Here is a 23,004-nt window from a genome sequence, read left to right on the forward strand (position 1 = left end):
GAGGGTTCCTGAAGTACGATAAGTACCAGGTGCTCTCGCATTGCCGGGGGTTCAACCCCGGCGTTTTTTCTCCCCCAAGGTCTGTTCAAAAGGACGTTGACAGTCCCGATCTGAGGTTAATGAAATGAACCCCAGAGAGGACCACTACCGAGCCCTATTGGCGTTTCACAGATCTACGTTCGTAGGCCCATGGATTAGGCCGCACATTGAACTGGAAGATAGCCAGTGTTCCCTGTCCGTCCGTCTCAACGCCTTTTCCTGCTCTCCATTGGGCACAGTGAAAGAGTCCATCATTTTCCAGCTACTCTATGATGCGTCGTTTTTGGCAGCGGGTACTCTTGAGACGACCCTTCTGGTTCAGTGCGACAAGTTTGAATTCTTCCCATTCCAGAACCTGACAGAAAGCCGTGTTACGGCTCAGGCGCGGCTTGTTTATTCATCCCTGAAGCAGTGGACCATTGAATCGGCGTTGAAGGACGAATGGCAAAATGACATTGCCTGGGGTCGAGGCCAGTTCTCAAGATCATCCGTTTTGCTTGAAACCATTGGTCCCTACAACAATGAGCTCCTCAAGCAGAAACAGGATTGGTGAATGAACCCTGTTCTCCTGAAATGAAATTGAAACAGCTGAAGGTTACGATTGTCGGCCAATCAGGATTAGGATCATGATTGTTTGCCGAGTCCCTGTCCCGGGGCTCGGTTTTTTTATCCCCGTCACGCCACCGCAACATCACCTTGCTTTAATTCTGTCATCGCCTAGATGAGGCGGAACGCAATCCGCGTGTACTGCTCAGGATGAGCCCTCTGTTGCTTTTGTAGTGCAACTGATCCACCTGGGGGCATATGTGTCTGGTATGAGTAAGGCTATCCAAGCCGTTGAAATTCGTTGTTGCTGGTCCTGTGAAGAACTACCGGTTGAACTTCTTGAGCTAAGCTTCAAAGAGCCGAGCGGCTTTTGCCGGCCGTTTCGATACGAGGTGCGCATACCTGGTGAGGAACCGCTGTATCAATCGGAAAGCGAATATGCAGCCAGGCGATACCTGGAAATGCTCTTGGCGTTGCCTGCTGGGCATTTATGATGCATCAGATAGGGTGACGTTATGACAGAGAAATCACGGGCAAAAGAACTGGTGGGGTATTCCTTCCTGGTGGTCTTCGCCAACGACGACACCATAGACGAGAAAGAGCTCGCCATGATCGAGCGATTAGCTTTGGAAGACGGCGTAGTCGACGACAAAGAAAAGGAAATTCTTAGAAGGCTTTTTGATCGCCTGGATCACTACACAGTCGCCCGCAAAGTCGTGGAAGAGATCAACAGCTTTCGAAAGCAACACGACATCTGACTGCGACAACTTGGGCGCCTGAGTCTATCTTTTCTATATACAGTGTATATACTAAAAGTGTTCTCAGTGAGTGGATGACCCATGGCAGCCGATAGTATTTCCGAAAAGCAGTTGAAGCCACGCAAGAAAAAGGCAGGGAAAAAAGACTCTCAGCTACTGATTCGGATCAACAGTGCAGAGCGCGATGAATTCATTTCATTGTGTGAAGAGCTGGATACCAGTGCCGCCAGAGAGGTACGAAAGTTCATACGCAACTTCGTGCGAACCCATAAGGACGACTGAGGGCGGTAATCGAGCAATCACACACCAGGAGTGAATCATGGCCAAGAAAACTACGAAGAAAGTAACCAGCCTGAAAAAAGAAATCAAAGCCCGTAAGGCGAAGATCGCCAAGCAGGAAGGCAAGCTGAAGAGCTTGAAAAAGAAGCTCAAGAAAGCGGCATAAACTGCCATATAGCGCGCCGTATCCGGTAAGAGTCCGGATACTTTGTTGCTAGCTATACGTAAAGAAGCCCTGCCTCCGTGTAGGGCTTTTTTATGGTTCATCGCTGGTTTGCGAACTAGACCTATTCCAATATCGTGTCTGGCTGGATGTGCCCGTCCGCCGAGTTCGCTGCGCGTTTTGCGGCTCCAGACTTGAACAGACTCGCCGGTTGCCACGGTAAGCTTATTTGATGATATTTTTGTGACAACCATTGCAGAGGCGGAACCGGGAGTCCTTGTACCGCTCAGCCCACGCTCGCCCTGCTACTATCTCGTCCACATTTCTGACGATTTTAGGGCAGGCTATACCTTGGCTAACCATAGACGCACGGACGACTTTGCTTTATGACTCCGGAAACGCGGTCCAGCCATCCAGCCAGGTGTCACTGGAGCGAGGATTAATAGCGCCCAGGTAGTCAGCAGATTCGTCGAAAAACTCCGACTTGGGTGGTCGTGTTGCTTCCATATTTCGAATAAGGCCTCTGGATCGGAAATTCGGTGAAGTCGTGCTTGTCACGGTTGGCTGCAAGCCACTTTCCGCCAGCTGATGATTGCGGTTGGCCGGGTCCTGAATCCACACCTCCTCCTGAAAGCCAAAATCATCGTCGTCAGCCTCAGGTTCTGTTGTCAGATTGCCGAGACGGCCATTGTTGGCGATAAGGTTGTGGCTAAAGGTGAGTTTTTCCATTGCCACGAGTGGCCTGACCTCATCCCGTGTATCGAGGGCCTCTATGGCAAAGCTGTCGATGATCATGTTGTGGAAATGGCCACCAGAACCTTCTCTCAGAAGCATGGCACGGTGCTGTTTAGCGGAACGGCCGGCGCCGTACATCGTTACGTTGTAGAAGGTGGGCTCTGATCGAGGTAAGGCGTTGTGGTCAGAACCATTGCTGTCGCCCTCGAAACCATTGTCACCCACATCACCATATTGCTGGATGACCGCGAACTGGACGTTACCGGTCCAACCCCAATCCCAATCGATGCTGTCATCAGCGGCGCCGGTTACCAGAATGTTTTTCAGGTCTACGGTACCACCGAACATCTCAATGCCATCGTCCAGCGCGCGATGTACCTGCACGTTTTCGACAATGGTGTCTGAGCCGCAACCACCCAGCGTAAGACCATTCAGTTCGTTGTCTTTGTAGACCTCAAAGCCGGCGAATTCGACGCGGGTAAATTGCAGTACGCCACAACTGTGGCTGTGGTCGGTACCGCCAAACTGGCCACGGAGATCCGCCTCCGTTACACCTTCTATGGCTGCGGCGGGCTGATTAACCGGCGCTTTGCCGAGCAGAACCAGGCCGCCCCAGTCGCCTCGGGTTCTCTGGCCCACGGGTTGGTGGCTGGTAAACACAACGGGCTGTTCCCGGGTTCCCCGGGCGAAGAGTCGGCCGTCCTTGGTGACGATGAGAGCAGAACCGCGTTCGCCTTCGATGGTTGCGCCCGGTTCTATGGTGAGCCTGGCGCTATCCACATAGATAACGTCATCCAGAATGTAGCGACGGCCACTTTGCCAGACGGTATCAGAGACAATATCGTCAGTAACACGGACAGCTCGATTCTCAAAAGCGGTAAAACCGGCAATCGCTGCCACAAAGGCCGCCGATATCGGGATGACGACGATACTATTGCGAGTAAGCCAGCTACGTCGTTGCGCCTTGTCAGCTGACGTTTTCGCCAGTGTTTCCGTTGGAGACTTCGCCATCAGCGGCTCACCGGGATCGTTTGCCATAATTTCCCGGGCAAGCGCCTGGAGTTCGGGCGAGCCGTTTGTTTCTACCCGCCTGAGAACATCGGCCCGATAAGCAGGCTCTCTAAGCAGGACGTTCAGATGAATAAAGTCGACACCGGGGCATTGGCCTTTGTCGATGCGGCGTTTAAGGCGCCAGAGCTTTTCTACCAGAAGGGATGATTGACCGGACATTACTGCTGCTCCGTTATGGATGGGAGCCGTACACTTAACATTGAGAAATGAAGTTCCTGTTTCAAAAGTGTGAGCCCGTTAACAATTTCGGCCTGTCATGTAACTGCCATAATTGACGTCTAGGCTTCGAAGGATCTGGGTTTTGCTGGCGAAATGCCTCACCCGATTCACAGGATTTATCCGGCCACTGGAGAGGCTGACTTTTACCTATCCCTTTTCTCCAGGTTCTAGCTTGATGACAGCGAAGTCTGATACTCCCTTGAATAGCGTTCAGCTAACCATGCTGGCACTCGGGGTTGTTATCGTTTTGTTCCTATGGGTGTTATTCCTTTGGCAGGCATCTGCAACGAGGGCGGAAACCCTCAATGCAAGACTCTTCGAGAACCGCAATCTGGCGTTGATTGTGTCGGAGAGCCTCAAGCAGATGACTGATCGAGCCAAAGCCATGGGTAGCCTGGTGAGTGACGATGTCATCGCACATCAAGAAGCAGAAACCAGGCTCTTGACGCTTCTGGCAGAAGACCCCGTTTTCAACCGGCTCAGTGTTTACAATTTGTCTGGAGATCTGATTTACACCAGTCATTTGGGTTCGGCACGCTCAAAGCTCGGTAGTTGGTTGTCTGGAACTGAGGACCACTTTGCAGGAACTGGATTTGTGCCAGTGCTTCCCGAACGAGTTGCGGATCCGGCATACGTACCCGCAGAGCCTGCCTGGCGATTGCCATTCCTGGTTCCACTCAGACTGGCAGATTTGTCTCGCTCCTCAAGATTGATCTTGATTGAGCTGGACATCGCCTACCTGGCTGGGCTTCTACAGAATGTTGAGCTGGGCTCGGGCTTTATTCAGATTCTGGATTCCAGGGGGGATGAGTGGATGCGGGCCAATGAAAGCGGCATTGTGGTTGGAGGGCCTCAGGTGCCAAAAGTGCAGATTGCGGCTGAAGGCCGTGTTGTGACCGGCGAAGCCACGATGGAGTTGGCGGGCGAGCAATACCAATATGTTTTCGTGACCCGTCCAGCGAATGGTTTTACAGTCAGTGTGGCCCAGCCTTACTACGAGATCTTTGCACCGCTTACGCCTGGCCAGAATAAGCAACTGATTGCCAACAGCGTAATGACCTTACTGGTTTTCGGTATCGTGTTCTGGCTGATCCGGAGCCTGACCGGACAGCAAAGAGTGTTGGAGGCATTGCGGTTGTCGGAGCGGAACAACCAGCAACTGATTGAGCGCCTTGAAACCGAACATGCCCGCAGTAGCCGTGCCGCTTCGATTGATCATCTCAGTGGTCTGTTCAACCGTCGCCAGTTTCTCGATGTGGCAGATTCGCTGGTACTGGAACAGCGTCGACAGCGGAAGCTGTCAACCATGCTGTTTATCGATCTGGATCGCTTTAAATCCATTAATGATTCTCTTGGCCACCACATCGGTGACCTGCTACTGCAGGCCGTAGCCGGTCGCATTCAACGCATGCTGGGTAAAGGTGATATTGCCGCTCGTTTCGGCGGTGATGAATTTGTGGTGCTGTTGGTGGGTGATCGCAGTGAGGCCGACATCGAGCAGTGGGCCGCAGCTTTAACCGCGCATTTGTCCGCCCCCTACATGTTGGAAGGAACAGAGCTGAATACCAGTCCTAGCATTGGTATCGCCATCAGCCCTCGGGACGGCCAGAGTATTGATGAACTGACCAAATGTGCTGATGCCGCGATGTATTCGGCCAAGAAAGCTGGCCGTGGCCAGTACCGGTTTTTCGACCAGTCACTGAATGTGAGTGATGTGGAAGAATTTCACCTGGAACAAGCCTTTGTAGAGGCCCTCAAAAACCGGGAGTTTGTTCTGCATTACCAACCCCAGGTTTGCCTGGAGGCTATGGAAATTATTGGGTATGAGGCTCTGGTTCGATGGCAACATCCGGGCTTCGGCCTGCTGTATCCAGACCGATTTATTCCGGTGGCCGAGAAAACCGGCTTTGTCGTGGCCCTGGGCATGGAAGTGGTTCGACTGGCCTGTGCCCAGATATCCGACTGGCAACAGAAACATGGGATTTCGAAGCCAGTCGCAGTCAATGTTTCTCCGATACAGCTTGCTCAGCCGGGTTTCTGCAAAGACGTTCTGGCGACGTTGGCGGACTACGGTTTGACCACCGACTTGCTGGAACTGGAAATCACGGAAACTGCTATGCTGGAAGGCCGGGCAGTTGAGAGCCTGCATTGCCTCAAGGCGGCAGGTATCCGCCTCAGTCTTGACGATTTCGGCACCGGTTACGCGGGGTTTGCCCACCTGGAGGCGGTACCGGTAGACAAGCTCAAGATTGACCGAAGCCTGATTAACCGCATCTCAAACAGCCATGATGACAGTCCGATCGTGTCCTCTACCATTATTCTGGCCAAGCGCATGGCGCTCAAAGTGGTGGCCGAGGGCGTGGAAACCCGTGAGCAGCTGGTTCACCTGAAAGTCGCCGGCTGTGACATTGCACAGGGCTATCACCTGGGGCGCCCCATGCCAGCGGAGAAGATTCCTGAGTTCCTGAGAACCTTCGCAGAAGAGGAAGTCAGAGCATGAGGTTGCTGACGTTAATTCTCGCGTTCGCATCGCTCGCCTTTGCATCGTTTTATAGTTCGGGAGCCGTCCGAGAGGTCAAAAACTGCAACATGAACAGATTGACCTTCACGATGATCCCAAAAAAAGATATCGACCAGCAGGCCTCTGAATATCAGCCGTTGATTACGCTGCTAGAGCAGGGGCTTGGGATGCCGGTAGAACTGGTTAGAGCCACCTCTTACGAGAGCGTGATGGACGGTGTACTCTCGGGCGGTGTCGACCTGGCCGTTATGGGGCCGGCATCCTATGTTATCGCCCATCGAACAGACCCGGGGCTGGATGCCTTCGCTTCTCTAACCACCGAGGCCGGGCTCTTTACACCCGAGGGGAGTTTCTATTATTCGTTACTGGTAGTTCCAACGGCAGCGGGGATAAACAGCATTGAGGACCTGAGAAATACCAGGATACTGCTGACAGATCCTTCCAGTACATCAGGGGCTCTCATTCCCAAAAACGAGTTTGCAACCACGATCGGCGAGCCATTCTCCGATTTCTTTGGAGCCAACATATACGCGGGTAGCCATGACAAGGCATTGATGGCGTTGCTGGACAACAAGGCGGAGGCTGCCTTTGTCTCCAGCTCAAGAGCAGATGAAGCGCTCAGGCGCGGCATGATTGCGGAGGACACCCTAACGGTTCTCTGGCGTTCGGTACCGTTACACTATGACCCTTTTGTATTCCGCAGTGGAATTTGCGAGGACGTTCGGAGCCGGGTCATTAATCTACTGACAACGCCTTCGCCAATGCTCTCGGAATACCTGAATACTCAGCGAGCGGTGGGAATAAACCTCGTGACATATGATGATTACCGGGCGATTGAGGCCGTTCTAAACAACTAGCTTGGTATTATCCAGCGCTCTGATTTCAGTGGTCCGATCTATAGTGCCTATATCCATCCAAGTGATGTTGCCTCTCGCTCAAGTTGCTCGCGAAATTCGGGGCATGCAAGTTGTATGAGAGCCTTGGCTCTTTGAGGAATAGAAAGGCCTTTGAGGTTAACACAGCCATATTCCGTCACTACGAATTGCACATCATTCCGGGGGTCTGTGACGGCACCGCTGAGTAGACGCGGGACGATACGGCTGACAGAGCCCGATTGAGCGGTTGACCTTAATGCAATGAAAGAGCGGCCGTTTCTTGCAGCGTAAGCACCACGAACAAAATCGAGTTGGCCACCGGTGCCTGAAAAGGGGCGATCGCCAATTTGTTCAGAATTGATCTGGCCAGTCAGATCTATTTCGAGTGCTGAATTTACAGACACCATGTTGTCGTTAAGCCGAATGATGTCTGGATTGTTTACCCAGGACGCAGGGTATCCAACGATAGCAGGGTTATCGTCAAGGAACTCGTAGAGCGCACGGTCTCCGAGAGCGAAGGTGAAAATGTGCTTGTGTTGCATCCATGTCTTGCGTCGACCATTCAAGATCCCGGCCTGAATCAGGGGAACCATTGCCGGGGAGAACAGTTCGCTGTGTAGCCCCAGATCTTTGTGCTGCTTCAACCCCGAGAGCACGGCATTTGGTACTCCGCCCACTCCGATCTGTAAGGTGTCCCCATCGTTAATCCGTTCGATGATCTGCTGCGCAATCTTTCTATCGACCTCTGTGGGCGCCTTGGGGATTGCCTCTACCAGCGGTTGATCGTGCTCAATGATGTGGTCTATTTCTGAAATATGGACGGAACATTCACCAAAGGTTCGAGGCATATACCGGTTGACCTCGACAATGACTTTCCTTGCTTTTCGGATCACCGACGCACCGTAATCAGCGTTGGTGCCGAGGCTGAAATATCCATGGCGATCCATCGGCGATACGGTCACAAAAAAACATTCCGGATCTATGTGCTCTGTCAGCAGGCGGCCGGCCTGGTGAAGCATTGCGGGTACGAATTCAATCCAGTTTGTAGAGTGAGATTGTGCAATGGCAGCCCTGTCTGAATGGCTTAGAAAGAGTGGACGGGGTGTTACGAGATCAATGAGATCTGGAGCTAAAAGAGTTTGCTGAAGATGTTCCGTACCATGCAGATAATAGACGTTTAACGGACCAATCAATCGATCTCTGAGGGCATCTGCAGTGGCTGCCATCAATGCCGGCGGTTGCGCGGCGCTCATTCCGAGAATCAGGTTTCTGCAGCCTGAAATGGTCTCGACCGCTTCATGGGCAGACAACTTCCGTTTTAGATAGCTGGCTAGCAATCCTTCATCGGTATCCACTTGTTACCGTCCGTTCTGGGCCAATCTCAGTGCCCTGAGTAGTGCCCGTTTTTTGGTTTGATGCTGTTCCATGCGCTTGAGAATGCTGTCGAGCACACCAAGCGCTTCGATAACGTGCGGCCCTTTGTTCAGCATGACACACTCTGCACGGTGCGCCATGACTGCATCTGAAATCTCTGCGCGAGAGGGCATGCCTTTCTGAGCCAGGTTTTCTAGTACTTGAGTTGCCCAGATAACGGGTACATGGGCGGCTTCACACACTGACAATATCTCTTCCTGGACTTCTGCCAGTCGCTCATATCCACACTCAACAGCAAGATCGCCCCTTGCAATCATGACGCCCACCTTGGGTCGGCGCATAGCGGTCAGCAGCATAGAGGGCAAATTCTCAAATCCTCTTCGGGTTTCGATCTTGAGGACGATGCCTAAGTGATCCCCCTTTACCCGGGACAGTGCTTCGTCAAGCAATGTGACGTCATGTGCGGAGTTTACAAATGACATCTGGACGGCATCTGCATGCTTAGCGATGAATGTCAGGTGGCTGATGTCGGTCGGCGTCAGAGAGCTGACGTTAAGCTGGCTATCCGGAAGGTTCATGCCTTTACCGGCTCTGAGTTTGCTGCCTTCTGGGCGAGCGTGTTGGATTTTTACCCAGAATCGGTCTGTCTCTACTTTTTCAATGACACCACCAATTTTCCCGTCGTCAAACCAGACGCTCTCGCCCGGATGAACTTGAGAAACGACCTCGGGCATCGTGCAGCTTATCGTAGCGGGAGTAACAAGATTTCCCTGGGTGTCTAAATGCTTGGAATGTCCGGCATTCGAGTCGGCCGTAACTACAAGACAATCGCCTTGGCGGAGGACTATAAACCCGGGTTGCTTGGGGACACTGGTAATCTTGGCTGTGATTTTCGGGCGTTGTTTTTCTTTCAGCTGAAGGGGCGTTCCGGGCACTACGTAACAGGTTTTGATGCTCTCAACCCGGCATCCAAAGTCGCTAACTTCAACAACGGTCCATTTCCGGGACTTGTGGCGTGCATCAAGGAGCCGGATCTCATCAAATCTCTTGAGCTTTTGTAGAAAACTCTTGGGAACACCGAAAACAGTCTGGTTATTGCTAATTTCCGGTGCTGAACTTCCCTCCGGCACCAGCAGTATGCGCGCAGGGAAAACGGTGATTCCGTATTCATTACGTTTGGGGTGTACATGCACAACGTGCGGTCCGGGTTCGATCTCACCCGTGCGTATCTTCGGCCCACCCAAATCCATAAAAACCTGACAACTCTGTCCGAACTCCTCTTTTGCAGTTTGCAGATTATTGATCATCTTCAGCCAGGTTTCTGGGTCATCATGGGCGCAATTTATGCGCATGCAATTCATCCCGACTTTCAGCAAATCGCGAATGATTGAGGGATCTTGTGCCGATTCCGTTGGCATGGTGACCATGATCCGTACATTTCTAGCTTCGGGCGTGGCCCCAAGTAGTTCTTTCGAATGCTGCAGCAGTAACAGGGGGCCATCCTGAATCGTGATCGTGGAGGTTTCGCCGCAATCTGCTTTTAGTGGCTGTCCGAGTAGTAAGGAAAGTGTGCGGATGATGATGTCTAGTGTCGGCAGTACGCAGGATTCCGAACGACCCAATGAGGAAAATCCAAGCGTAACAAGGCGCTGCTGGAGCAGTCGGATATCCTGTCGGCGCAACGCGAGGTAGTGCAGAAGGTTTTCGGCGCTTATACGATAGCCAGAGTCGAGTTCGTTGAGGCTAAATGGGGGTTGGGCAGCCATAGAGCAAAGGCGATCTCGAAGATTGGTGAGATCTTCCAGTAGCTCACCCATGTACTCAATCTCTGATGCAGTGAGGGCTCTCGGAGTTATTTCGTCCATTTCTGGCCTCCCCTGCTGCATGAAGCTTCATGCGCGGAATGTTTTCGATGCGAGGCTGACTAAATTCCATACAGTAATAGAGTCGTCCTGAAATATGTCAGCGGTGTGACATTTTTGTTTCGGTGGTAACGACGCGGATTAAATTATTACCGTATTCGTGGAAGTGTTACGAAAAATGAGGTGCTTTCGCCATATTTTTATTGTGTAGCCATACGTCAACGACGAAATGCACGGCGCGAATCTGTCTGGAATAGGCGTGGAGGTAGCGAGTGAGCCGGGAGTTATCCCCAAATCCGAATGTTCGCTTTGCGACCATAGCTTGCGTTTGTACCTCCGCCAATCGCTGGGCCGCCCACTCCATAGTTATGCTGCTTGAGTTCGACACGTTCTTTTAGCCCGGAAGCCAGCCGGAATTCCCGATGGTGTCAGTACTACCTAGCAAAGAAGGTGGGCACTCTTCAGCACCAACGGCCGGCTAAACTATGAGCTCAAGAACACAGCAAGATATCGTCATCAAGCTAATGCGCATGTCGTGTCGCAGTCGTTGTAGGCAAGCGCCGATTATATTTTGAACTATGTCAGAAAAAATGGTAGTTTTTCTGACATCTGTTTAAAGGTGAATGCCATGTCCGTTACAGAGTCTATTCAGCGTCAGATCGCCAAAGTTCCGCAAGGTGAACCTTTTACCAACAGCCGTTTCCTGAGGCTGGGGTCGCGTGCTGCTGTCGACAAAGCCCTGTCCAGGCTCGTAGAAGAAGGCGCTATCCAACGGGTCGCACGGGGTGTTTTCGTCCGTCCCAAACAAAGCCGGTTCGTCGGCAATGTCATGCCGGATGTTTCACGTGTGGTCGAGGTGATCGCTAGGGATCATGGAGAAACCATACAGGTCCATGGGGCCGAAGCGGCTCGCCGTTTCAAGCTAAGTACGCAAATGCCAACGACGCCGGTCTACTACACCAATGGACCTACCCGTGAAATTCGCATCGGGAATCTTAAGGTGAAGCTCATGCACACCAGCAGTCAGAGGAAGCTTCAGCATGCAGGCAAGAGGCCTGGTTTGGCCCTCTCCGCGCTTTGGTACCTGGGTAAAAACAATATCAGCACCGAGGTAGTGAAGCGGATCCAGGAAAGACTGAGCGAAGAAGAGTTCGAGACGCTGCTTTCCTCACGTATGCCAGCGTGGATGAGCGAGGCGTTCAGGCAATATGAGACAGGGCGTGCCCGTGGCTGAGCAGGTGTTTCTCGACCTCGGCGATTTTCAACCCAGTTGTCCAAATGACCGCGTTTAAGCGGCCAATTTATTGCGCTCTATTTCCTGCAATTTGCCAGGGTTGAGCGATACCGGTCCGGTTACTTCCCAGTTCCGGGTATTGCCAGACCAGCGCCGTGGATTCTGGCGTTTTGCTCTTTCATAAACCAGTTTCCGGTGCGCCAGGCGCTCGTGATCAACACCACGATGTCGGTCAGCCGGTGTCACGAACCGGATGCCGCTGTGCAGGTGCTGTTCGTTGTAGGCGTACTCGAACGCCAGCATCCAGTCACGCACCGCCGTGAGCGATTCAAAGCCCTTTGACGGCCACTCCGGGCAGTATTTGACTGTCCGGAACAATGATTCCGAGTAAGGATTATCGTTGCTGACTCTAGGCCGGCTGTGAGACATCAACATGCCCAGCTCAGCCAGTCGGGCCTTGAGCAGATAAGAGGTCATCGGCGCTCCGTTGTCAGAGTGCAGAACCGGCGGATTATGCCAGCAGCCCTCTCGTAACAGGGCGCGTTCAACCAGTTTCCGGGCCAGCTCGCCAGACTCCGCCTCATGGACTTCCCAGGCAACGATCTTGCGACTGTAGATGTCCATGATCAGGTACAGATACCAATGCTGGCCACGCACCGCTGACGGGCAATAGCTGATGTCCCAACTCCACACCTGGTTCGGGCCTGTCGCGGTGAAGCTAGTCGGCTCTGGCACCTTGCGTGGCGGCTTCATGCGCCCTCTGTGATTCTGTTGCTGGTGCTTCTTCAACACTCGGTAGAACGACGATTCCGAGGCCAGATAAAGGCCCTTGTCAGCCAGTGACGGCACGATCTGCGACGGTGGCGAACTCCGGTATTCAGGTTGATTACATGCGCTCAGAATGGCCAGCTCCTCGGCCTGTGTGAGTTTGTGGGGCTGTTCGACTGGCTCTGCCTCAGGGCGCTGATCTTCAGCAACCTGGCCATCAGAGCATCGCCAGCGCTTCAATGTGCGCTCGCTGATATCGATTATCTCTGCCACCTTGTATCGAGCAGCACCACCGGCAACGGCTTCATCAAATAGCTCCAGGAGCCTTGCACGTTCGTCCAGCGGCGTCAGTCGTCCTCGCTGCTGTCCGGATCCTCGCCGTACAAGGCTTCGAGCTTTTTTGACAGCACCAGAAGTGACGTGGTCTCAGCCAGCGCCCTGTCTTTACGGCGAACTTCCGACTTCAGCTTCTTGATTGTTTTACGGGCGTCTCGCTGTTGCTTCTGAGCCGCTTTCTGACGCTCACCCTGCATGCCGGCACCCTGAAGGCAGGCTTCCTTCCAGCGCTGTACTTGCTCCGGATACAAGCCTTTCTCGCGGCAATAGGCACTGAGTTCGGCTTCAGACATAGAGGCCGTTTCTACTACAACGGCCAGTTTGGCTTCGGGGGACCAATCTTCCCCGGTACGATTACCTGGCACGGGCATTCCTTGTTGTCGACACTGTTTCAACCAACTATACAGAGTCACATCGGATATGCCTTCCTCTGCTGCCACCGACACAACACTTCGGTTTTGCGGAGGTAACAACTTATTCAAAACGGCCGCTTTACGTTCTTCGGAATAACGTGGCATGAATGCTCCCATGCCGCCCCGACTAGTGAAATTCAGGCTAAATCGCCAACTGGACAACTAGGCTGACAGAGGGGGACCTGTCCGCAGAAGAACAAAGCGATATCCTTCAAACTGTTGCGCCTCAACTGGCTCGCGGAGCCTCGGTGCTGGAGAAGGATATATGGGTCTGCTGGACCTTGCAGGCTCTGTTCTCCATGCCTGGAACGCATCCGATGGCTTTCAAAGGAGGTACATCACTCTCCAAGGTATACGGTGTCATTGATCGCTTTTCCGAGGACGTTGATATCACGTTGGATTACCGGGCCTTCGATGAGGGCTTTGATCCTTTCGCGGAGGGGGTGAGTCGGACCAAAACCAAGCAGTTCAGTGACCGACTGAAAAGTTATGTCTTGGCCTATGCGACCGAAGTGGTTGTTCCATACCTCGAAAGTGAGCTGGCCAAATTGCCAACGGCTGAGCAGCATACCGTTGAGTTAGACGATGGCGGTGAAAAGATCTGGGTCACTTACCCATCGGTTGTAGAGGGTACGGACGAATACATCCGTTCCCAGGTACTCATTGAGCTGGGTGGCAGGAACGTTATCGATCCCAACGAAACTCATATAGTCTCCCCGTACATCGCCGAGCTAACGCAAGGCCTGGTCTATCCGAGCAGTGAGGTCGTGGTTCTATCTCCGGAACGGACCTTCTGGGAGAAAGCCACGCTCATACATGTCGAATGCAACAGGGGCAAGCTTAGGGAGAGTGCTGAAAGGCTTTCCAGGCATTGGTACGACTTGGTCATGCTTTCAGCACATCCTGCCGGTCAGTCAGCCGTTGAAAACCGGGAACTGTTTGAGGAGGTTGTCCGACACAAGAAAGTTTTCTTTCATACGGGCTACGCGAACTATGACGCATGTCTGGATGGGCGGCTGAAGCTATTGCCGGAGACGGATACTCTGGAAAGCTTGCGTGCTGATTATGAAAAAATGGTGGGTGCGGGCATGATGTACTCAACACCTCCGAGCTTTGGGGAAATTATCGATTCAATCCGGTACCTTGAAAGACGCGTTAACAGCTGGTGAGCGTCGTTGTGCCCGCCAATTTACTGATCAGCCAGTGAACGCCGAGCACTGTCAGGGCACCATTTGGGCACAAACCAAAAAAAAAGGACCTGCGCTCTCACGCAAGTCCTTGATATTCATGGCGCGCCCGATAGGATTCGAACCTATGACCTTTGCCTCCGGAGGGCAACGCTCTATCCAGCTGAGCTACGGGCGCATTCGAAATAACGAGTGCTCGTCAATTTCGAGTGCGCAATCTTACGTGTGCCGGCGGCTTCTGTCCAGCCCCGGCCATCAAGCGTTTCGTTCAAATTCGAGGTAGCCGCTGGTCTGGCGTCAGGTTGACCAGATTTTGCTCGTTGCTGATGGTCACTTCGCCATCCTGGATGCTTACCTGCAAGGTCATGGACCGTTCTGCCAGGGCCGCCAGTGCGGCTGTTCCTTCTGCCGGAAGGTCGACAATAGTAAGGTTGCTAAATCGTTCCAGCTTGTTATGGTGCTTGTCCCACCACACCGGCACCGCACGCCCGCCGTAGGTATAGAGAATGACCTGGTTGGCCTTGTTGCAGGCTTTGCGCAGGCGGTCTTCCTCGGGCAGGCCCAGTTCCACCCAGAGTTCAATGTCTCCGGTCAGGGATTTTTGCCAGAGTTCCGGCTCGTCGTCTGTGCTCAGGCCTTTGGTAAATTCCAGGTTATCGTCGGCGTTGAGGGCGAAGGCCAGCAGCCGGATCATCATCCGCTCGTCAGTTTCAGAGGGATGGCGGGCAACGGTCAGATGGTGGTCGGCGTAGTAGTGCCGGTCCATATCGGCGATATGGAGGGTGGCTTTGAAGATGGTGGCTTTCAGTGCCATTGAATGAATAGTCCTGTGGTCTTTGGGCGGGTCAGGGCGTTAGTGTAGAGCATATTGAGCGTGGCGGGGCATAGCAGCATGGTGTTGTTGCGGGGTTTTCTGGTTCTGGTGGTGTTTTTTCTGCTGGGTGAGGCACTGCGGGTACTGGTCGGCCTGCCCATCAGTGGTGGCGTGCTGGGGATGGTGATGGTCACGGCCACTCTGATGCTGCGGGGGCGGGTCAGTGATCAGTTGGCGGAAGCCAGTCGCGGGTTGATCTCGGTGCTGGTGCTGCTGATTTCGCCGGGTGTCGTCGGTGTCTTCTTTATTGCTGATCGCTTTGCGGGCCATTGGCTTTCCGTTGTGGTGGCTTTGGTTGCGGGTACCTTGCTGAGTTCTGTGACCACGCTGTGGCTGATGAAGAAAACGGCGGGAGATCGCACCCGGGGGCACAGTCATGACTGAGTTCGACGGACGAATGCAGGAATTGCTGTTGGTCTGGACCGCAGGCCCGATGCTTTCCATAGCCCTGACGCTGGCGGCGTTTATGGCGGCAAACTGGCTGTTTGCGAGGGTGGGGCGGCCCCTGTGGATGCCGCCGGTGCTGATGGCAGCGGTGATTCTGGCGGCGGCGGTGGCGGCCAGTGGCATTGGCTATGAAACCTATCAGCAGGGGGCGCGCTGGTTAACGGTATTGTTGGGGCCGGCGACCGTGGCCCTGGGTGTGCCTTTGTATCAGCAGATGCACCATATTCGCGCGCTCTGGCGGCCAATTCTGTGCACCTTGCCACTGGCGGCCAGTCTGGCAGCTGTCTATGCGGTGGGTATTGCCTGGCTGATGGACGCTCCGCTTTCCATACTGGCGTCGCTGGCGCCGAAGTCGGTTACCGCGCCCATTGCCATGGGTATTGCAGAACAGCTGGGTGGCTCGGTTGCGCTCACCCTCGGCGGTCTGCTGATTACAGGCGTACTGGCCTCGGTATTTGTGGACTGGGGTGCCAAATGGATGAAGATCTCCGATGACCGGATGGTGGGTTTTGCCCTGGGGCTTAATGGCCATGCCATTGGCACTGCCCGGGCATTTGAGATCAGCCCCACGGCGGGCGCTTTTGCCTCCCTGGGGATGGGATTGACGGGTGTGTTTACGGCGCTGTTTTTGCCTTTTGTCTTTCCGTTCTGAGGCTGCTGCTTTTTGGGTCATTCACCATACGAATAGGTCCATGTTGCAATTTCGATTGCCGTAAGGGTTTTCCGAGACTAGCTTGTTTGCCAGGCAATCGGTGCCGTCCTGCACCGATGTTCCGTGAAAATTCCTAAAACAGCGACGGAAAACGCGATGAAAAAGATACTGGCAGCTTTTGTTGGCTCCATGGCCCTGGCGTCTGCGCCTCTGGCCCTGGCAGCCGACGCGACCAAAGAACTGAAAATGGCGTATGACGCCGATCCCGTAACCCTCGATATTCATGAGCAGTTGTCTGGCGGCATTCTGCAGTTGTCCCACATGACCTTTGATCCGCTGTTGCGCTGGACCAAAGATCTGGGTTTCGAGCCGCGCCTGGCAGAAAGCTGGGAGCGTGTGGACGACAAAACCATGCGCTTCAAGCTGCGCGAGGGTGTGAAGTTCCATTCCGGTAACGAACTGACCACGGCCGATGTGAAGTTCACCTTTGAGCGACTGAAGGAAAGCCAGGACTTCAAGGCGATTTTCAAACCCTTCAGCGCCATCAATGTGATCGACGATTACACCTTCGAGCTGGTCACCAGCGAGCCTTACCCTCTGCTGCTGAACACCGCCACCTACATTTTCCCGCTGGACAGTGAGTTCTATTCCGGCCAGACCGAAGATGGCAAAGATAAGGACGCCATCCTCAAGCACGGCAACTCCTTCGCTTCCGAGAACCTGTCCGGCACCGGTCCTTACACGGTAACCGAGCGTAAACAGGGCGTGCGTGTCGAGTTCGAGCGTTTCGATGATTACTGGGATACTGAGTCTCCGGGCAACGTGGGCAAGATCGTGCTGACTCCCATCAAGGAAAACGCTACCCGGGTATCCGCTCTGCTCTCCGGTGGTGTCGACTTCATCGCTCCGGTTCCGCCCAATGATCTGGACCGCATCAAGCGCGACCGCAACAGCGAACTGGTGACCATGAGCGGCACCCGTATCATCCTGTTCCATATGAATCAGGAGCGGGTGGAAGCCTTCAAGAATCCGAAAGTTCGCCAGGCGATCGCCTACGCCATCAACCAGGAAGGTATTGCTGCCAAGATCATGAAAGGCTTTGCCACGCCGGCAGCACAGATGTCGCCAGCGGGTTACCAGGGCCATAACGAAAACCTGAAGCCTCGCTTCGATGTTGAGAAAGCCAAGCAGCTGATGAAAGAAGCCGGCTATGAAGACGGCTTTACCATCACCATGATGGCCCCCAACAACCGCTACGTGAACGACGACAAGATCGCACAGGCAGCGGCGGCCATGCTGGCGCGCATCAACATCAAGGTGGATCTGAAAACCCTGCCGAAAGCCCAGTACTGGCCGGAGTATGACAACCGTGCCGCCGATATGATGCTGATTGGCTGGCACGCAGACACCGAGGATTCGGCCAACTTCTACGAATTCCTCACCTTCTGCCCGGATGCTGACAGCGGTGATGGTCAGTACAACGCCGGCAACTACTGCAACCCGGAAATCGATGCCCTGGTGGAAAAAGCCAACGTGGAGACCGACCTGGACAAGCGTGCGGCCATGCTGCAGGAAGTGGAACAGCGTCTGTACGACGACGCAGCCTTTGTACCGCTGCACTGGCAGGACCTGGCTTGGGCCTCTCGCAAGGGCGTGAACATCGAGCCGGTGCTCAATGTCATGAACTTCCCCTACCTGGGCGATCTGGTTATCGAATAAGGGGAGCGTGCTCCCTGAGACCCAACCTCTCTCCCGGTGCGGGAGAGAGGCTTTCACGTATTCATCAACGGTAAATCCTTCATGCTAGCGTTTTTGGTTCAGCGGATATCCCAGGCGCTGCTGGTCATGTTTGTGATCAGCATCATCGCCTTTGCCATTCAGGATGGCCTAGGGGACCCGCTTCAGGAAATGGTGGGCATGTCCGTCTCTGCCGAAGAGCGGGAAGCCATTCGCGAGGAGCTGGGGCTGAACGACCCCTTCCTGGTCCAGTACCTGCGGTTTGCGGGTAATGCCATACAGGGCGACCTGGGCAATTCCTATTTTTACAGCAAGCCGGCGCTGGAAGTGATTGCCGAACATCTGCCAGCGACCCTGGAGCTGGTGATCGGCGCGAGCCTGATCATCATCTTCCTGTCGGTACCCATTGGCGTGTATGCCGCCATCCGACCCCAGGCCTGGCTGTCCAAATTCTTCATGGGCGTGAGTACGGTCGGTATTTCCATACCGGTGTTTCTCACGGCCATTGTTCTGATTCAGTTGTTCTCCATTGGTGTGACGGTCAACTGGTTTCCGGCCGATACCGGTTGGGGCCAGTGGCTCAACGATTTCTTTACCACCGAAGGTGGGCTGCCGTCCTATGGCCGTGGTGATGACCTGGTGCACCTGTTCGGCACCTGGGAATCCGGCCTGTTTACCAGCGAAGGCCTGGCCCATCTGGTGCTGCCCTGCGTGTCGCTGGCGTCCATTATGCTGCCTCTGTTTATTCGCCTGATCCGGGCAGAGATGATGGAGGTTCTGCAAAGCGATTACATCCGCTATGCCCGGGCCAAGGGTTTGAGCGCGGGCCGTATCAATTTCCTGCATGCCCTGAAGAACACCATGCTGCCGGTGATTACCGTGGGTGGCGTACAGATCGGCATCATGGTGGCCTACACCATCCTGACCGAGACGGTGTTTCAGTGGCCGGGCCTGGGCCTGATGTTCCTGGAGGCCATCACCCGCAGCGATATTCCCCTGATTGTGGCTTACCTGATGGTAGTGGGCCTGATCTTCGTGGTGACCAACACACTGGTGGACCTGATCTACGGACTGGTCAATCCCACCGTCAAACTGACAGGTAAGAAAGCATGACAACGGCAACGGTTTCCCGCTGGGACCGCTTCCGCGAGTCCTTTTTCTGGTACAGCTTCAAACGCGACAAGGTAGCGATTGCGAGCTTTCTGGTGCTGCTGGCCATGGTGCTGGCGGCGGTGTTTGCGCCCTGGCTGGCGCCCGCCGATCCCTATGATCTGGCGCAGATCAACATCATGAACTCCGAGCTTCCACCGGTGGGCCTGGACGGAGCTGATCCCGCGTTCCCGCTGGGAACGGATGCCCAGGGCCGGGATCTGCTCTCCACCATACTTTACGGCACCCGGGTGTCGCTGATGATTGGCTTTGGTGCCGTGGTGTTGCAGGCGGCGCTGGGTATCCTGTTTGGCCTGCTGGCCGGCTATCTGGGCGGTAAGGTCGATGCCATCCTGATGCGCATTGCCGACGTGCAGCTGTCGTTCTCTACCCTGATGGTGGCGATCATTGTCGGCGCGGTGTTCAAGGCCAGTTTTGGCAACCTGATGTTCGGTGAGATTGCCATCTACATGCTGATCTTCATCATCGGCGTGGCGGAATGGCCGCAGATTGCCCGTACCGTGCGGGCCTCGGTGCTGGCGGAGAAGAAAAAGGAGTATGTGGACGCGGCCAAGGTGATGGGGTTCGGTACGCCACGCATCATGTTCCGGCACATCCTGCCCAATACCCTGTCGCCCATTTTTGTGATTGCCACGGTACAGATTGCCAATGCCATTATCTCCGAAGCGGCGCTGTCGTTCCTCGGCCTTGGCATGCCGGAAACCCAGCCGTCACTGGGTTCGTTGATCAAGTCCGGTTTTGACTACATCCAGAGCGGTTCCTGGTGGATCACCCTGATCCCCGGCCTGGTGCTGGTGGTGCTCGTGCTGGTCATCAATCTGTTGGGTGACTGGTTGCGGGATGTGATGAACCCACGGCTGTACAAGGGGTAACACCATGGCACTGTTGGAAGTGAAAAACCTGGATGTACGTTTCGCGGTGCGCGGTGGCGATCTGACCGCCCTGCGTCGTATCAGTTTCAGCCTGGACAAGGGCGAGCGGCTGGGCCTGGTGGGTGAATCCGGTGCGGGCAAATCAGTGGCGGCCTTCTCTATCCTGAACCTGATTGCCAAGCCCGGTTATATCGCCGGTGGCCAGATTCTGTTTGAAGGCAAAGACCTGGCCGCCATGAGCGAGCGGGAGCTGCGCAAAATCCGTGGCAACCGCATCGCCATGATTTTCCAGGATCCGATGATGACCCTGAACCCGGTGCTCACCATCGGCACCCAGATGGTGGAGGCGATCCTGGCACACCGGAAGATCAGCAAGAAAGAGGCGAGAGCCATTGCCCTGGATCGCCTGCAGAAAGTGCAGATTCCCTCGCCGGAAAAGCGGCTGGACCAGTATCCCCATGAATTGTCAGGGGGCATGCGCCAGCGGGTGATCATTGCCATCGCCCTGCTGTTGGACCCGGAAATCATTATTGCCGATGAACCCACGACCGCCCTGGATGTGACCATCCAGGCCGAGATCATGGACCTGCTACTGAACCTGTGTGAGCAGGAAAACGTGGCGCTGATGCTGATTACCCACGATCTGGGTGTGGTCTCGCAGGTGACCCAGCGCATGCTGGTCATGTACTCCGGCCGGACCATCGAACAGGGCCCGACCCGGGAAATCATCAACGATGCCCAGCATCCCTACACCCAGGGGCTGATCAACGCGCTGCCCCAGATGGGTGAACCGGGAGCGCGGCTGTTCCAGATACCGGGCTCCATGCCATCCCTGAAGAATGTGCCTTCGGGTTGCCCGTTCCATCCCCGCTGCAACTTCGCCACCGACCAGTGCAAGCGCGCCATGCCGGAATATGTGCGTTCCGGCAACGTTGATGTCGCCTGTTACGAAGTTGCCAACCTGATTGAGCAGGAGAAACGCATGCAGGAGGCCGAATCATGACCTCCCCTCTGGTAAGTATCCGCGGTCTGGAAAAACGTTTTGACCTCTCTGGCAGCTTCCTTGAACAGCTCCGGTTTGAAGGTGGGCGTTTGCGCCGCAAACAGGAAGCGGTGCACGCCATCAACGGTGTGAACCTGGAGGTGCAGAAGGGCGAGGCCCTGTGTGTGGTCGGCGAGTCCGGTTGTGGCAAATCCACCGTCGCCCGCACCGTAATGGGGTTGCTCTCGCCGAGCGCCGGAGAGATCCACTATGGCGGCCAGCGGATTGATAATCTGGAAGGTAAGGCTGCGCTGCCCTACCGCCGCAAGATGCAGATGATCTTCCAGAATCCCTATGCCTCCCTGAACCCGCGAATGACGATTCAGCAGACCCTGGAAGAGCCGATCCGGTTCCACCATCCGGACTGGTCACCGGTTCAGGTACGGGACAAGATTCACGAAGTCATGCATTCGGTGGGTATCGACCCGGACTGGGGCAGTCGCTTTGGCCACGAGTTTTCCGGTGGTCAGCGCCAACGGATTGCCATTGCCCGCGCCCTGGCGGTGGACCCTGAATTTATCGTTGCCGATGAGCCCATCTCGGCCCTGGATGTGTCTATCCAGGCCCAGGTGCTGAATCTGTTGATGGATGCCCAGGAAAGCCGCGGTCTGACCTACCTGTTCATTACCCACGATCTCGCGGTGGTAGAACACTTCGGTACCCGGGTGGCCGTCATGTACCTGGGCCGGGTGTGTGAGCTGGCAGACACCAAAACCCTGTTCGCCACGCCCCGGCATCCCTATACCCAGGCGTTGCTGTCGGCCATCCCGAAACTCGAGGATGACCGGCCCAATCACATTCGCCTTCAGGGCGAGGTGCCCACGCCGGTGAATCTGCCCTCGGGGTGCGTGTTCCACGGTCGCTGCCCCTATGCCAATGAGCGTTGCCGGCAGGAAGTTCCACAGCTGATCGCCACCGACGGCGGGGCGCAGGTGGCCTGTCACGCCGTTGAGGAAGGGCGTTTGTAACAGCCGGGCGCGCATAGGCTATCATGCCTGCAGCAACGTACCGGTTGTGATCATTGCCAAACCTCAGGGGTTCCCATGGAAATACGCTGGCTGGAAGACTTTCTGGCGCTTGCCCGCACGCGCCACTTCTCACGGGCTGCCGAACAGCAGCACGTGAGCCAGCCTACGTTCAGCCGGCGCATCAAGCTGCTGGAGGAATCCATGGGCACCACCCTGATCAATCGGCAGACTCTGCCATTGTCCCTGACCCCGGCCGGAGAAGTGTTTCAGGAACTGTGTGAACGCATCACCCGGGATGTCCGGGACACCCGGGACCGGATAGCCGCTCTGGATGCGGAAGCGTCTGCCCGCATCAGCGTTGGTTCTACCCAGGGGCTGTTTTCGCATTTCTATCAGGGTTGGGCGACGGAGATGGGCATTGCCGAGCGCCTGACCGGTGACAAGTTCCATTGGCAGACCATCGGCCAGGAGACGCTGGTACCGGTAAGTATCGCCAACGAACAGGGCGAGCCCCGTTACCGGTTGCCGGGCACCGATGAACAGCCTGTGCCCCTGATTGCCTACCACAGCCGTGGTTTTTTGCAGTCGGCTATCGACGGGCATCTGCAACGCGGCAAGCTGCCGGCGAATCTTTTGCCACTGAACGAGAATACCCAGTCCGCGAGTATCAAAGCCCTGGTCAAACAGGGCTTCGGCATGGGCTGGCTGCCCAAGCGGATGACGGAAAAAAGCGAACAGTTCGGTCGCCTGGTACGGGCTGGTGATGAGCGCTGGGACGTACCGCTGGAAATACGTTTGATCCGCCTGAGTGACGCCCGCTCAGACGACATACTGAATCTCTGGAAACAACTGGAAACCTGAT

20 protein-coding genes, 1 tRNA gene and 1 pseudogene are annotated in these 23,004 nt (G+C 55.0%); 16 read left to right on the plus strand and 6 right to left on the minus strand.

Annotated features, from left to right (window positions below; genetic code table 11):
• Positions 1-277 precede the first annotated feature (277 nt).
• From OZ656_RS01855 to OZ656_RS01870, 4 genes are all read left to right on the plus strand, one after another.
• Positions 278-592, plus strand: coding sequence for a hypothetical protein (locus tag OZ656_RS01855; RefSeq protein ID WP_141067130.1), 315 nt, complete (start codon positions 278-280; stop codon positions 590-592).
• Between the two features lie 508 nt (positions 593-1,100).
• Entirely contained in the window at positions 1,101-1,343 is a 243-nt protein-coding gene (locus tag OZ656_RS01860; RefSeq protein ID WP_011786677.1) for a hypothetical protein, read from the plus strand.
• Between the two features lie 81 nt (positions 1,344-1,424).
• Positions 1,425-1,625 carry a hypothetical protein gene (locus OZ656_RS01865; protein ID WP_011786676.1) on the plus strand — a complete coding sequence of 67 codons (201 nt, stop codon included), beginning with the start codon at positions 1,425-1,427 and terminating at the stop codon, positions 1,623-1,625.
• 37 nt (positions 1,626-1,662) lie between these two features.
• Positions 1,663-1,788 (plus strand): hypothetical protein, encoded by a 126-nt coding sequence (locus OZ656_RS01870; RefSeq protein ID WP_022991524.1) that lies wholly within the window; start codon positions 1,663-1,665, stop codon positions 1,786-1,788.
• Positions 1,789-2,169: 381 nt separating this feature from the next.
• Here the strand turns inward: OZ656_RS01870 and OZ656_RS01875 are convergent, their stop codons facing one another.
• On the minus strand, positions 2,170-3,750 hold the full coding sequence (locus tag OZ656_RS01875; RefSeq protein ID WP_278351213.1) for a hypothetical protein: 1,581 nt from the start codon (positions 3,748-3,750) through the stop codon (positions 2,170-2,172).
• A gap of 235 nt (positions 3,751-3,985) precedes the next feature.
• Here OZ656_RS01875 and OZ656_RS01880 point away from each other — a divergent pair, with 235 nt between their 5' ends.
• Together OZ656_RS01880 and OZ656_RS01885 are read left to right on the plus strand one after the other, a co-directional pair.
• Positions 3,986-6,310: a bifunctional diguanylate cyclase/phosphodiesterase gene (locus tag OZ656_RS01880; protein WP_278351214.1), complete on the plus strand. Its 2,325-nt coding sequence runs from the start codon at positions 3,986-3,988 to the stop codon at positions 6,308-6,310.
• Complete coding sequence (locus tag OZ656_RS01885) at positions 6,307-7,188, plus strand: phosphate/phosphite/phosphonate ABC transporter substrate-binding protein (RefSeq protein WP_121207273.1); 882 nt, start codon at positions 6,307-6,309, stop codon at positions 7,186-7,188. The genes OZ656_RS01880 and OZ656_RS01885 overlap by 4 nt, the downstream gene beginning before the upstream one ends.
• 47 nt (positions 7,189-7,235) lie before the next feature.
• On the opposite strand, the gene OZ656_RS01890 is transcribed toward OZ656_RS01885, so the two are convergent.
• Together OZ656_RS01890 and OZ656_RS01895 are read right to left on the minus strand one after the other, a co-directional pair.
• Entirely contained in the window at positions 7,236-8,561 is a 1,326-nt protein-coding gene (locus OZ656_RS01890) for an acetyl-CoA hydrolase/transferase family protein (RefSeq protein WP_278351215.1), read from the minus strand.
• A gap of 3 nt (positions 8,562-8,564) precedes the next feature.
• The gene (locus OZ656_RS01895) at positions 8,565-10,445 is read right to left on the minus strand and encodes a pyruvate kinase (protein WP_278351216.1); all 1,881 of its coding nucleotides are present in this window, start codon (positions 10,443-10,445) and stop codon (positions 8,565-8,567) included.
• Between the two features lie 625 nt (positions 10,446-11,070).
• Between OZ656_RS01895 and OZ656_RS01900 the strand changes: the two genes are divergently transcribed.
• Positions 11,071-11,676: a DUF6088 family protein gene (locus OZ656_RS01900; protein ID WP_278351173.1), complete on the plus strand. Its 606-nt coding sequence runs from the start codon at positions 11,071-11,073 to the stop codon at positions 11,674-11,676.
• Positions 11,677-11,730: 54 nt separating this feature from the next.
• On the opposite strand, the pseudogene OZ656_RS01905 reads toward OZ656_RS01900, so the two are convergent.
• Positions 11,731-13,298 (minus strand): annotated as a pseudogene (locus OZ656_RS01905) (IS3 family transposase).
• A 143-nt stretch (positions 13,299-13,441) separates the two neighbouring features.
• On the opposite strand from OZ656_RS01905, the gene OZ656_RS01910 reads away from it, so the two are divergent.
• Complete coding sequence (locus tag OZ656_RS01910) at positions 13,442-14,362, plus strand: nucleotidyl transferase AbiEii/AbiGii toxin family protein (protein WP_278351174.1); 921 nt, start codon at positions 13,442-13,444, stop codon at positions 14,360-14,362.
• 119 nt (positions 14,363-14,481) lie between these two features.
• On the opposite strand, the gene OZ656_RS01915 is transcribed toward OZ656_RS01910, so the two are convergent.
• Positions 14,482-14,558, minus strand: a tRNA-Arg gene (locus OZ656_RS01915).
• 90 nt (positions 14,559-14,648) lie between these two features.
• Positions 14,649-15,194, minus strand: coding sequence for a YaeQ family protein (locus tag OZ656_RS01920; protein WP_278351175.1), 546 nt, complete (start codon positions 15,192-15,194; stop codon positions 14,649-14,651).
• A 78-nt stretch (positions 15,195-15,272) separates the two neighbouring features.
• Between OZ656_RS01920 and OZ656_RS01925 the strand changes: the two genes are divergently transcribed.
• The 8 genes from OZ656_RS01925 (at position 15,273) to OZ656_RS01960 (ending at position 23,003) form a co-directional block, all read left to right on the plus strand.
• Positions 15,273-15,638 carry a CidA/LrgA family protein gene (locus OZ656_RS01925; RefSeq protein ID WP_278351194.1) on the plus strand — a complete coding sequence of 122 codons (366 nt, stop codon included), beginning with the start codon at positions 15,273-15,275 and terminating at the stop codon, positions 15,636-15,638.
• Entirely contained in the window at positions 15,631-16,353 is a 723-nt protein-coding gene (locus tag OZ656_RS01930; protein WP_278351176.1) for an LrgB family protein, read from the plus strand. The genes OZ656_RS01925 and OZ656_RS01930 overlap by 8 nt, the downstream gene beginning before the upstream one ends.
• A 156-nt stretch (positions 16,354-16,509) precedes the next feature.
• Positions 16,510-18,072 carry an ABC transporter substrate-binding protein gene (locus tag OZ656_RS01935; RefSeq protein ID WP_011783994.1) on the plus strand — a complete coding sequence of 521 codons (1,563 nt, stop codon included), beginning with the start codon at positions 16,510-16,512 and terminating at the stop codon, positions 18,070-18,072.
• Between the two features lie 81 nt (positions 18,073-18,153).
• Complete coding sequence (locus OZ656_RS01940) at positions 18,154-19,203, plus strand: ABC transporter permease (protein ID WP_011783995.1); 1,050 nt, start codon at positions 18,154-18,156, stop codon at positions 19,201-19,203.
• The gene (locus tag OZ656_RS01945; protein WP_011783996.1) at positions 19,200-20,132 is read left to right on the plus strand and encodes an ABC transporter permease; all 933 of its coding nucleotides are present in this window, start codon (positions 19,200-19,202) and stop codon (positions 20,130-20,132) included. The genes OZ656_RS01940 and OZ656_RS01945 overlap by 4 nt, the downstream gene beginning before the upstream one ends.
• 4 nt (positions 20,133-20,136) lie before the next feature.
• Positions 20,137-21,135 (plus strand): ABC transporter ATP-binding protein, encoded by a 999-nt coding sequence (locus OZ656_RS01950; RefSeq protein ID WP_278351177.1) that lies wholly within the window; start codon positions 20,137-20,139, stop codon positions 21,133-21,135.
• On the plus strand, positions 21,132-22,142 hold the full coding sequence (locus tag OZ656_RS01955) for an ABC transporter ATP-binding protein (RefSeq protein ID WP_113879518.1): 1,011 nt from the start codon (positions 21,132-21,134) through the stop codon (positions 22,140-22,142). The genes OZ656_RS01950 and OZ656_RS01955 overlap by 4 nt, the downstream gene beginning before the upstream one ends.
• A gap of 75 nt (positions 22,143-22,217) precedes the next feature.
• A complete protein-coding gene (locus OZ656_RS01960) occupies positions 22,218-23,003 on the plus strand; it encodes a LysR family transcriptional regulator (RefSeq protein WP_273031250.1) in 786 nt (261 codons plus the stop codon).
• The last annotated feature ends 1 nt before the right edge of the window (position 23,004 follow it).

The organism is Marinobacter sp. LM1 (genome assembly GCF_042763285.1).
GTDB lineage: Bacteria > Pseudomonadota > Gammaproteobacteria > Pseudomonadales > Oleiphilaceae > Marinobacter > Marinobacter nauticus.